The 12,082-nt window shown below is 52.6% G+C and carries 8 protein-coding genes; 5 read left to right on the plus strand and 3 right to left on the minus strand.

Annotated features, from left to right (window positions below; genetic code table 11):
- Both DDT52_RS00005 and DDT52_RS00010 read left to right on the plus strand, forming a co-directional pair.
- Nucleotides 1–4,616 (plus strand): Ig-like domain-containing protein (locus DDT52_RS00005; protein WP_136154555.1); only part of this gene is annotated, 4,616 nt, incomplete at its 5' end.
- A 172-nt stretch (nt 4,617–4,788) separates the two neighbouring features.
- The gene (locus tag DDT52_RS00010) at nt 4,789–5,133 is read left to right on the plus strand and encodes a tryptophan synthase subunit beta (RefSeq protein ID WP_136154556.1); all 345 of its coding nucleotides are present in this window, start codon (nt 4,789–4,791) and stop codon (nt 5,131–5,133) included.
- Between the two features lie 120 nt (nt 5,134–5,253).
- Here the strand turns inward: DDT52_RS00010 and lapD are convergent, their stop codons facing one another.
- Together lapD and lapG are read right to left on the minus strand one after the other, a co-directional pair.
- Nucleotides 5,254–7,209: a cyclic di-GMP receptor LapD gene (gene lapD, locus DDT52_RS00015; protein ID WP_136154557.1), complete on the minus strand. Its 1,956-nt coding sequence runs from the start codon at nt 7,207–7,209 to the stop codon at nt 5,254–5,256.
- Between the two features lie 9 nt (nt 7,210–7,218).
- Nucleotides 7,219–7,905, minus strand: a complete 687-nt coding sequence (gene lapG, locus DDT52_RS00020; RefSeq protein WP_136154558.1) for a cysteine protease LapG — start codon at nt 7,903–7,905, stop codon at nt 7,219–7,221.
- Between the two features lie 198 nt (nt 7,906–8,103).
- On the opposite strand from lapG, the gene murQ reads away from it, so the two are divergent.
- The 3 genes from murQ to tadA all read left to right on the plus strand — a co-directional run bounded on the left by murQ (nt 8,104) and on the right by tadA (nt 10,298).
- Nucleotides 8,104–8,997, plus strand: coding sequence for an N-acetylmuramic acid 6-phosphate etherase (gene murQ / locus DDT52_RS00025; RefSeq protein WP_136154909.1), 894 nt, complete (start codon nt 8,104–8,106; stop codon nt 8,995–8,997).
- 79 nt (nt 8,998–9,076) lie between these two features.
- On the plus strand, nt 9,077–9,715 hold the full coding sequence (gene yfhb / locus DDT52_RS00030) for a phosphatidylglycerophosphatase C (protein WP_136154559.1): 639 nt from the start codon (nt 9,077–9,079) through the stop codon (nt 9,713–9,715).
- 58 nt (nt 9,716–9,773) lie between these two features.
- A complete protein-coding gene (gene tadA, locus DDT52_RS00035; protein ID WP_425591523.1) occupies nt 9,774–10,298 on the plus strand; it encodes a tRNA adenosine(34) deaminase TadA in 525 nt (174 codons plus the stop codon).
- A gap of 22 nt (nt 10,299–10,320) precedes the next feature.
- On the opposite strand, the gene mltF is transcribed toward tadA, so the two are convergent.
- Entirely contained in the window at nt 10,321–11,766 is a 1,446-nt protein-coding gene (mltF, locus tag DDT52_RS00040; protein ID WP_136154560.1) for a membrane-bound lytic murein transglycosylase MltF, read from the minus strand.
- Between the last annotated feature and the right edge of the window lie 316 nt (nt 11,767–12,082).

Here is a 12,082-nt window from a genome sequence, read left to right on the forward strand (position 1 = left end):
ATACTGACGGCAAGACCTGGAGTGTCAACGTTCCCGGCAGCGTACTGGCGGCAAATACTGATATCAGCGCCACGGTCACCACCCGCGATGACGCCGGGAATGAGACCACAGCAGATACTTCGCGTTCCTATATTGTCGATACCAGCGCGCCGGCGGCCTCGATTAGCATCGATACCATTGCTGGCGACGATATCGTCAATGCCGATGAAGCCGGACAGACCATCAATGTCACCGGTCAGGTGGGTGACGACGTCAAAGCCGGTGATGCGATCACGGTGACGGTGGGTTCAGAAACCTACCAGACCATCGTCAATGCGGATGGCAAGACCTGGAGCGTCAATGTGCCCGGCAGCGTGCTGGCGGCAAACAGCGATATCAGCGCCACGGTGACCACCCGCGATGACGCCGGCAACGAGACCAGCGCGGATACCACGCGGTCATATACGGTGGATACCGATGTCCCGACAGCGTCAATCACCATCGATACCATCGCCGGCGACGATATCGTCAATGCGGATGAGGCCGGCCAGATCATCAGCGTGACCGGTCAGGTGAGCGATGACGTGAAGGCCGGTGATGCGGTCACGGTGACGGTGGGTAACGAGACTTACCAGACTACGGTGAATGCCGACGGCAAGACCTGGAGCGTGAATGTGCCGGGCAGCGTGCTGGCGGCAAATACCGATGTTAGTGCCACGGTGACGACTCGCGATGACGCCGGTAATGAAACCACGGCCGATACTTCGCGTTCCTATATTGTCGATACCACTGCGCCGACAGCGTCAATCACCATCGATACCATCGCCGGCGACGATATCGTCAATGCGGATGAGGCCGGCCAGACCATCAGCGTGACCGGTCAGGTGAGCGATGACGTGAAGGCCGGTGATGCGGTCACGGTGACGGTGGGTAACGAGACTTACCAGACTACGGTGAATGCCGACGGCAAGACCTGGAGCGTGAATGTGCCGGGCAGCGTGCTGGCGGCAAACAGCGACGTCAGTGCGACCGTCACCACCCGCGATGATGCGGGGAATGAAACGACGGCCGATACCACCCGGTCGTATACCGTCGATACCACCGCGCCGGCGGCGTCGATTAGCATCGATACCATCGCGGGCGACGATATCATCAACGCCGATGAGACGGGACAGACCATCAGCGTCACCGGTCAGGTGGGTGACGAAGTCAAAGCCGGAGATGTGGTTACCGTTAAGGTGGGTAACGAGACTTACCAGACTACGGTGAATGCCGATGGTAAAACCTGGAGTGTAGCGGTGCTGGGCAGCGTGCTGGCGGCGAATACGGACGTGAGTGCCACGGTGACCACTCGCGATAACGCCGGTAACGAGACGACGGCAGATGCCATCCGTCCTTATACCGTGGATACCGATGCGCCGGAAATTAATATTACTGACTTTGCAGGAAACGACGGTTATATCAGTCAGCACGAACTGATTAATACCGTTATTGGCGGGACCAGCAGTGAGAAAACGGTTGATCTGGTCTTTACCGATGCTGACGGCACATCCATTACGCTGACGGCGGTAGCCGTAGTCGATGGAAAATGGCAGACCGCTGTCGATCTCAGTGCATTGACCGAAGGGAAGATCACCGTCGAGGCGACGGCTACCGATCCGGCGGGTAATCAAGCGCACGACAATAGTCAGGCGGTGATGGATATCACGCCGCCTGTCGCCTACGACGATGCCATTACCGGTACGGAAGATACGCCTCTGAATATTGGCTGGCACGATCTCGGGGGTCTATCCAGTATCGTGATTTCCTCACTGCCGCCAGACAGTGCCGGGACGCTGTATTTTAATGATGGTGGTGAATGGAAACCGGTGACGGTCGGGCAGACGTTTACAGCGGACAACGCTGAATTGCGATTCGAGCCTGTGCAAAACGTGGCGGGCACGCCTCTCAGCGGGTTCGAATATGAACCGGTCGATAGCGCTGGAAACGTCGGTGATAGTGTTGCGTTAAATATCAATATTACGCCTGTCGCGGATGCGCCTGTGGTGACCTTGAGTATCACCAGTGGAGAAACAACCCCTGCGGCGACTGAGATCATTGAGGTCAATGGCGGTAGTAAAAATGGTGGATTCGATATTCAGAACGGTCAGATTATCGCGATCGGCGATGGTGTGCGCGTATGGCTGACTGAAGGGGATCCTGAGCCGACAGTGGTTGGAACCGGCGTTATCGCCTATTACAGCCAAGGTAATACCAGCGGAGATGGAAGTTACGCCGATATCTTTGTTGTTCATTCCAATAGCGGTTATTTCTACCGGCAAAGCGATTGGTCTGAAGATCAAAAACAACACAAAGATCTGGATTCCTTCAACGGAAATCGTACGAATAATAGTAGCAGCGCCAATTCTGATTATATCTTTGTCATGAAAGAAGATGGGTATACCTACAATGCCACGTACAATACCAACAACAATCAGGATACGTCGGTAAATACACTGGATGGCCTGAAAGTAAACTATACCGATAGTCAGGGACATTCCGGCTCCTTCACAACGCAGGTTAGTAATAGTATTGAAGGTGTGATCTACAGTGATGGTACGACCTATCTGCCGGGTAGTAATAGCGCATTGATTGAAACAGTACCGGGCCAGTCAGGCACGCAAGAGCATACCATTGATGTCTCTGCTTCTTTGGTCGATCTTGATGGTAGTGAAACGCTGTCAGGTATTACCTTAACGGGAATACCTGAAGGGACGGTACTGACCGATCACATTAATAATGTGACCTACACGGTAGGTAGCGACGGCACCTATCTGATAGATAACTCGCAGGGATTGTCGACGCTTGCCGGGCAAATTACCCTGGTTGTTCCTGTCGATGCGGGCACATTCAATGTGGTGGCGCAAGCGACATCAACTGAATTGGCAAATGCCGATACAGCAACTGGATATTCGGCAGAAGGCGTCGAACAGTACGGATTGAGCATAGGAACGACCAGCAGTGACACTATTTCGGGGACGCCCAGCCATGATATTGCGATCGCTGATGTGTCCGGGTTGCAGATTGTTGAAGGGCAAAACTATAACATTGCCTTTATGGTCGACTCTTCGGGCAGTATGACGGTCAGTGATATTGCGAAAACCGTGGCATCGCTGACGGATGTATTCAACAGCTTGATAAAAAGCGCCAACGGAGAAAATGCGGGAACGGTTAATGTCTTTTTAGCAGACTTTGATACGCAGGTTGGACAAACTGTCTCTGTGAATCTGCATGATGCAGATGCATTGAGTAAACTGACTAACGTATTGAATTCAATGGTCGGTGGTTCAAGCTATGGCGGCGGCACCAACTATGAAGACGTGTTCAAAACGACGGCGAACTGGTTCCTTAGCGATACGGTACAAAATAACCCAGGGAGCAACCTGACCTATTTTATTACCGATGGCGAGCCGACGTATTACCAGACCAATGAGAGTAATGCAGTTATCGTCAGTGACCGGGGAGAGTTGCTCAATATTGACAATATTACCTATACGCCTGGCCAGTCCTATTCTATGAATGTTCGTGGAAGTGTCAGGGAAGTCATTGATAGTGAAGGTAATGTTTACCAGTATAGCCGGAATGGAGCCAAAGTAATCGGTCAGGTTCATGCGCAGGGAGATGGCACCTATGAAATTTCCTCGCTGGGCGGGGCTGGAAATAATGGTTATTGGGCCAAGGATTGGTGGGGAAATTCGTATTGGATCGATAATTCCGCTAACCGCGATACCAGCAATGCCAATGCGGAGAGTGCGTTCGCTCTGTTGAAAAAACAGTCTGCCGTTGAAGCGATTGGCATTGGTTCAGATCTGAATGCCGCCAGCCTGCAACATTATGATACTGACGGTGTGGTTCAGGATCATATCGACCCGGGTAATCTCAATGAGGCTATTCTTGGCAGTAACGAGCCAATGAAAGGCGGTGATGATGAGCTTGATGGTGGATTGGGCAATGATATCCTGTTCGGTGATGTCGTGAGGTTTGACAATATCGAAGGCAATGGTCTCTCCGCACTACAGAGCTATATTGCCGAGCGGTTGGGCGTTCAGGAAACGCCGATTGCGAAAGAGATGCACAATTATATCTCGACCCATAGTGCCGAATTCGATCTGTCGTCCAGCTATGATGGTAATGATATTCTCAATGGCGGAGCCGGAAATGACATTCTTTTCGGTCAGGGCGGCAATGATATCCTCAATGGCGGAACGGGTAATGATGTGTTGTATGGCGGTTCCGGGGACGATGTGCTGATTGGCGGAGCAGGTAGCGACATATTGGTCGGTGGCGCGGGTGCGGATACGTTTAAATGGCAAGCTGGTGACATCGGACACGATGTGATCAAGGACTTCAATGCCAGTGAAGGAGACAAGATCGATTTGAGCGATCTTGTTGGTGAACTGGAAGAAGGAACCGACATCGCCCGTTACATTCGTATTCAGGATAACAACGGTTCTCCAACGATCGAAGTCAGTACGGCCGGTGATTTTAGTGGAGATAAAGGCGGTACGGTTGCAGTGTCAATTACGCTTGAGCACTATAATGGCGCACTGCCATCGCTTGAAAGTTTGATCAGCAAACCAGAACAGGCCGGAAGCTGATAATACAAAATGCGCCTCAGGGATGAGGCGGGTAACCTTACTCTTTCTGGTTTACCGGCATTGCTTGCATTGAGCACAGTTTGTGTCAGAAGGACGGCGATAGTGCGCGGTTACCCAAGGTTTTGTGTTCTTCAGGCGTCTTATTCAAGCACACTTAAAAAGGTCTCTGAATATGTTTTATGTCCAGCGCGATAGTGATGGTCAACTGCTCAAGGTTGACGAGAGTCCTTTTCCCGAAATGAATGGTGAATTGCCAGACGACTCTGCGGAAGCGTTGGCTTGGTTCAAAGGCCATGAGATTGAAATAGCCAGTTTGCAGCAGCTGCGTCAAAGCGATCTGGAAATGGTTCGTGTACTTGAGGATCTGATTCAGGTTTTGATGCATAAGGGATTAATCAACATCACCGATTTCCCGCCAGCGGCTCAGCTCAAGTTAATCAATCGTGCCCAGGCGCGTGAAGCGTTAAATGGCGGTTTGGACAAGCTGATGGGTGATGATGAAGACGGTATGTTCTGATGATCGTCTGAGAGGCAGCGCGAGCAATCTCCTTAAGGCTGACGTGGTGAACGCTCCGGTAATCCCGCTGATCATGCGGTGAAATTACCGGAGATCCCATCTTTTGCCACGGTATTGTGTTTATTTTTCTGCCTCGGCGGCGGGGGCGGGTTCGCCCAGCAAGCGTCCCATCGCACCCTGTAATCCCATTTCCTGAATGACATTCAATTCGCCGACGGTTTCTACGCGCTCAGCAATCAACGGCAGCGCAATGCTGTTGGTGGCGCGATACAGGGCTTCGATAAACATCTTTTTATCTTCTTCCCGATCAATGTTGCGGATATAGCTGCCATCAACTTTCAGGTAGGCCAATCCCCATTGGGATAGATTACCGATCATATTAAACCGGCCGCCGAAATGCTGAAGTCCTAATGCGCAGCCGTGTTCATTCAGTAGTTTGATTAATGCTTCAAGCTGCGTGGTATCCGGTAACTGGTTTTCATCCAGCTCCAGAATCAGACGTTTCGCCAGCGTTGGCTGCTGTTTTAACGGTGCAATCAACTGCGCCATCAGCGACAGATTAAGAACCGTGTTGCCGGATAGGCTAAGGGCCAGATTGCCGGGATGGTGGCGTAAATAATCCAACACCAGTTTCAGCATGATCTGATCCAGACGCGTGTTCCAACCAAAGCGCTGCACCCAGGGAAGGAAACGCCCTGCGGCAATGCTGTTGCCTTGCTCATCCTCAATTCTTGCCAGCACTTTATGGTGCAGTACCCGATCGGGTTCAAGGCAATCCACGACGGGTTGCAGGAAGAGTTGCAAACGCCCTTGTTCCAGGATGGGATCAAGTCGGTTGAACCACATATGCCGATCGGTTTCAACCTGGGATGACGTTAGCTGAGGCTCATCGAGAATGGTGGTATCTGAATCACTTTCGGCTTTGGTGAGCGCCTGATCGCCCTGAACCAGCAGCGATTGCGCCGAATCACCGGCGTGGAATGGCACCATAGCGAATCTGGCTACCGGCGATATGTCGGTTTCTCCGGTGAGGTACAAGGTTTCAATGCTGCGCGTCAGTTCACCAATCAGCGCATAGGCTTCTTTATCGACCAGACCGGGGCACAGCATGGCGAATTCCCCTCCGCGGATACGAGCCAGAATACTTTCGGCTTCGGTATGCTGCTTTTGGACTTTACGCATAATGTGGCCAATCGAAGCCAGCAGTGTATCGGTGCGCTGTCCGCCCAGACGTTGGTTCATTCCAGAGAGATCCTGCACGCGGATCATAATAAGAAAACCGGGCGCCGTTTCTTCATCGGCGAGTCTGTCGTTGAGGTGCATATCGAAAGCACGACGATTAGCCAGCCCGGTCTGCGGATCCTGATAGGCTTCCTGTCGTAAGCGCTCGCTTCGTTCCGCTTCTTCTTCAAACAGGGTTTTGAGCTGACTGACCATCAGATTCATCGCCTGCGCAACGCGGCGGAATTCCGGCGTGTTGGGTAAATTCGGCTGGCTGAGGAATTCCCGGCGAGTAATCGCCAGAGATTGCTCAACAATGTAATCCAGCGGACGTAGCTGACGGCGCAGCAGTATCGCTCCGATCAATACCCCAAGCGTACCGCAGCCAAGCAGCCACAGCAGCGTGGCGGAACTGCTGTTCCACAAGCGGGTAATGGCAAACATCGGATGACTGATAACCTCAACCTTGGCCGCTTGTTCCCACCCTCGCATGACGATGGCTTCACCCGCGCCAGGCTGGAGGTTCACCAGACGAACAAACCAGGCGGGTACATTGGGTACGTCCGGCGGCGTCGTCCGTTCCTGCGTGATTTTATCGGTTTTCAAATCCCGTACGCGGATGCTGGAGAAATAGCCGCTGTCAAAAATGGAGCTGACCATCAATTCGACCATCGCCGGATCGTCAATATTCGGGGTCAGAGACAACCCGAGTGCGGTTGCCGCATCCTGGGCGTGGGAACGCAGCTGGTTATTGTATTGCTCCCGCGAGTTTTCCAGGCTGACAAAAAAACTCCCGCTGAAGATAATCAGCACGAACAGGCAGATGGCTATCAGTAATTGTTTATATAGAGACATAGCCTAATCCTACTCCTCAATTGAAAATCCTTCGGCACGCATTTTGGTTAATAGATCCTGCCAGCGTGAAAGTCGTTTACTGTCACCCACACGTTTATTGCCGCTTGCTCCCGGTAGCCATAGTCCTTCGCCGTTAAAGGAATAAACCGGTAATAAATCATTGCGCTGAGTCGCAGGTTGAATCTTATCCGTCAGGTTATCCAGCACCAGTGGAATGGATGTGGGTGTCGGATAATAGGTGAGCACCATATGGGCTTTGTTAAGGCGTAATGCCTTAACGTAAGTAATGCGCAGTTTTTCGCCGGATACGCCCAGGTGGCGTAGGGTAAAGTATTTGGCGATGGAATAGTCTTCACAATCCGCCGCGCCTTTACGCAGTGCTTCTATCGGGCTTGCCCAGTAATCTTCCTGATCCCAGATGACGATATCATCCCGAAACAGCAAGCGATCATTAAAAAAACGGTTCACGGTATCCAGCAGCTTTTTTTCTTCCACGTTATGTTGGGAAACCAGTAATGTCTGCCATTCTTCAATCCGATGACGCGCCGCCGGCGTCGCCGGTCCATAAAGCTGTTCGGTACGCTTGAGGATGGTAACAAAGTCCCAGTCGGCGCGCAGGGAACCCGCCAGCAGAAACAACAGACAGCAGATAAAAAACAGCTTGTAATAAGGACGCCTGGGCCAGTGATATTGCACCGATGTTTCTCTGTTAACCTACAGGGTTCATGCCAATCGCGTGAGGCGCGCCAGCCTGAATGCTGAAATCTATTGAGTATACATATCGTTGCAGAATATCTTACTTTTATAGTGGCAAAAAGAGATTACTATGGGCGCCAGATAACGCCATAACAAAACAGGCGCAAAGGGTAAGGTAGCAGGATGAATGCAAATGCAATGAATTTAGGGGATTTGATATCTGAAACCCGTAACCCCGCCACGATGGATTTAGATAAGCTGTCTACACTGGATATGATGCGGGCCTTTAATCAGGAAGACCAAAAGGTGCCGGAAGCTATTCGGCAGGTATTACCGGCGATTGCCGAGGCGGTCGATCGGGCTACGGATGCGCTGAAAGCCGGTGGACGGCTGATTTATCTTGGCGCGGGTACCAGCGGGCGGCTTGGCGTGCTGGATGCCTCTGAGTGTCCCCCGACCTTTGGCGTGCCGCATGGATTGGTGGTCGGTCTGATTGCGGGAGGGCCGGGTGCGCTGCTCAAGGCGGTGGAAGGCGCGGAGGACGATCCGCAATTAGGCGAAACGGATCTGGTCGCCCTCAACCTGACGTCTGATGATATGGTGATTGGTCTGGCTGCCTCCGGCAGAACGCCCTACGTTATCGGCGCGCTGCGGTATGCCCGTCGCATAGGCTGTCGTACCGCGGCGATATCCTGTAATCCTCACTCGCCGATTGCGCAGGAAGCACAGGTCGCCATTTCACCGGTCGTCGGGCCGGAGGCGTTAACGGGATCGACCCGGCTGAAGTCGGGAACGGCGCAGAAGCTGGTGCTGAATATGATTTCTACCGGCGTCATGGTGAAACTGGGTAAGGTGTATCAGAATCTGATGGTGGATGTTAAGGCAACCAACGTCAAATTGCTGGATCGTGCTTGCCGCATCGTGATAGAAGCCACGGGGACACAACCGGACGTGGCGCGGCAGGCGCTGTTGCAGGCGGAAAATGAAGTGAAGCCGGCGATTCTGATGATTCTGAGCGGACTGAACGCGGAACAGGCCCGACAGAGGCTGGCGCAGCATGGCGGTTATCTGCGAGAGGCGCTGATTGGCTGATCTTGTGGTCGTGTTGGAGATGGGGCGTTTATTTGTCAGGGGAAAATCCTTCCCCATGTTTTGATCTGGGAGTGATGTTTTGAGCGATAAGCGAAGTCAGAGAGTGGTATTTTTTGATCTGGATGGCACGCTGCACCAGGAAGATATGTTTGGCAGCTTCCTGCGCTTTTTGCTCCGTCGATTGCCGTTCAACCTCGTTCTGGTGCTCCCGCTCTTACCCGTGATTGGTCTGGGATTGCTGCTACAGGGACGCGCTGCACGCTGGCCGATGAGTTGGCTGCTGTGGGCGATTACCTTCGGACGTAGTGAAGCCCGGTTAAGCGGTCTGGAAAAGCGGTTTGTCGGTGATTTTCGGCGTCAGGTCACGCCTTTTCCACAGGTTCAGCAACGCCTCAAGACCTATTTGCAGGATACGCAGGTTCAGGTCTGGTTGGTGACGGGGTCGCCGCAGCGCCTGGTCGAACAGGTTTATTATGATTCGCCTTTTTTGCCGGCAGTGCGCCTGATGGGAAGTCAGATGACACGCCGCTATGGCGGCTGGATATTGACCTTACGCTGTCTGGGTCGGGAGAAAGTCATTCAGATGGAGCAACAGCTGGGCGCGCCGCTCAGGCTTTACAGCGGCTACAGCGACAGCAAACAGGATAATCCGCTGCTTTATTTTTGTGAGCACCGCTGGCGTGTGACGCCAAACGGCAGCTTGCAACAGCTGGAATAATGTCTCTCCGGCTTGTTCTGGCTGATCTGATGGATATAATGCCCGCCGCAAAACGTTAATGGGAAGAAAAGAGGACATGGTGAGCCACGAACTGGACGATGAACATTGGATGCGCCATGCGTTGACGCTGGCCCAGCGTGCTCAGGATGAAGGCGAAGTACCGGTCGGCGCGGTATTGGTATTGGACAATCAGGTGATTGGCGAAGGCTGGAATCGCCCGATAGGTCATCACGATCCGACTGCCCATGCCGAGATTATGGCATTACGTCAGGGGGGAATGGTGTTACAGAACTATCGCCTGTTGAACACCACGCTCTATGTGACGCTGGAACCCTGCATCATGTGCGCGGGCGCCATGATCCACAGTCGTATTGGCCGGCTGGTCTATGGTGCGGCGGATGAAAAAACGGGGGCGGCAGGGTCGTTGGTGGATATTTTACGTCATCCGGGGATGAATCATCAGATCATCATCGATTCGGGCATACTGGCGGATGCGTGTTCAGCAATGCTTAGCGACTTTTTCCGTATGCGGCGTGAACAGCACAAAGCTCGACGGGACGCGGAAAAGAAAACCGCGAATTAATCGCGGTTTGAGTATATACGGCTTATTCCGGCACCTTATTGGGCGGAACGACCGGATAAGCCTGAGCGGATAGCTGCTGTTGCTTCTCTTTATTCTCTTTTTCTGTCAGATACCCTTCCAGACTCACCATATAGCGGCGAATGTTCTCCACATAGTTGTACGCTTCGTGTCCCCGGGCGTAGCCATAGGTGGTTTGCGTGTAATAACGCTTTTGGCTTAACATCGGCAGCCGCATTTTTACGTCAACCCAACTGTCTGGGTTACCCTTTTGTTTTTCGGTCAGCTTTCTGGCATCCAGCAAATGTGCGTATCCCATGTTGTATGACGCCAGCGCAAACCAGATTTTTTCATCTTCTGGAATGGTATCCGGCATTTTCTGCATCATATGGGACATATATTGCGCCCCGCCACGGATACTTTGTTCAGGGTTGAGGCGATCGGTCACGTCGAGACTTTCGGCCGTATTCCTTGTCAGCATCATAAGGCCGCGAACGCCGGTCGGTGATGTCGCCAGGGGATTCCAGTGAGACTCCTGATAGGAGATGGCCGCCAGCAATTTCCAGTCGATATCGGTCGCGTATTTTTCAAACAGCGGCCGGAGGTCGGGCAGTGTTTCATCAATAGCATTTAGAAATGTGGTGGTATCCACGTAATCGAATTCGCCAACGTGCCCGAGATATTTTTCTTCCAGACGTGCGAGCGTACCGTCTTCAACCATCTGGCTGAAAAAATCCAGCAGTGCCGCGGAAAGGCTGTCGTCATGGGAGCGACGCATATACCAGGTCACCGGTTCTTCATCGCTCAGATCAAAAGCAACAGCCAACTGCGGGTGAATACGCTGCATCAACCCAATGGTGACGGAATCCGCGAGGGTATAGTCCAATTTGCCATCCGCTACCTGTTTCAGCAGGTCCTGCGAGGTCAGATCGGAGGCGGATTCCCAATTGAGTTGGGGATATTTCCCGGCTTTCAGATCGCGCAACGTAGCGATATGGGCGGAACCCGACGTCACGGCCAGACGCCCCTGGAGTTTGTCCATTTTCTGGGGTCGCGGCGTGGCCAGGCGGTACACCAACTGTTGTGAAACGGAGTAATAACTCGGTCCGGCGCGGAAGCGTCCCAACCGCTCATGGTTGTATATCAGTCCCGCAGCCAACAGGTCCGCTTCGTCGTCATCGAGATCGTCAAACAGGTCATCAAGATTTTTACGTGACGATACCGACAGCTTGACGCCAAGATAATCGGCGAAACGTTTTGCCAGCTCATAATCCAGACCTGCCGGATTTCCGTTGCTGATATAGTAAGTCAGCGGTGAGTTAACCGTACTGATGCGTAATTCTCCACGAGCGAGAATCTGTTTGATCTGCATATCCTGACTACTGCGCCAGGGAATCGATGGCCATAAGGCCAGTGCCAGCAGTAACGCGATAACCCCGATGAAGAAATAGTTTAATTTTAAAGGCTTCAAATAGTGGTCTCTCGGCGGCTGAAAAGCCGGTCTGTCTGTAACGGCAGTTTTTTATTCGCCCCATCCCTGGGGCCCCCTTGCGGGCCGTTGCTTGGCAATGTTTAAAATCGTGCCCGGCGTTTTTCTATGGCGGGTTATCCCCACCCCGTGCGGGCCGTCGCAAGCGGCGATTTTTTATACATAAAAACCTGGAGTCGGGGCATTTTGCGCAACAAACCGCCAGTGTGCAACTTTTATTGATTTGGTTAATGATTAACCGTCGTCGTCATGAGATGTTCAATAATAGATACGCAAACGGTTTCGTCCAGGGGAAGGA

This window comes from Brenneria roseae subsp. roseae (assembly GCF_003115845.1).
GTDB lineage: Bacteria > Pseudomonadota > Gammaproteobacteria > Enterobacterales > Enterobacteriaceae > Brenneria > Brenneria roseae.

What these genes read in the sequence shown, in the direction of transcription:
- DDT52_RS00010 (WP_136154556.1), top strand. Translation starts at nt 4,789, where the DNA reads ATGTTTTATGTCCAGCGCGATAGTGATGGTCAACTGCTCAAGGTTGAC.
- lapD (WP_136154557.1), bottom strand. Translation starts at nt 7,209, where the DNA reads ATGTCTCTATATAAACAATTACTGATAGCCATCTGCCTGTTCGTGCTG.
- murQ (WP_136154909.1), top strand. Translation starts at nt 8,104, where the DNA reads ATGAATTTAGGGGATTTGATATCTGAAACCCGTAACCCCGCCACGATG.
- tadA (WP_425591523.1), top strand. Translation starts at nt 9,774, where the DNA reads ATGGGAAGAAAAGAGGACATGGTGAGCCACGAACTGGACGATGAACAT.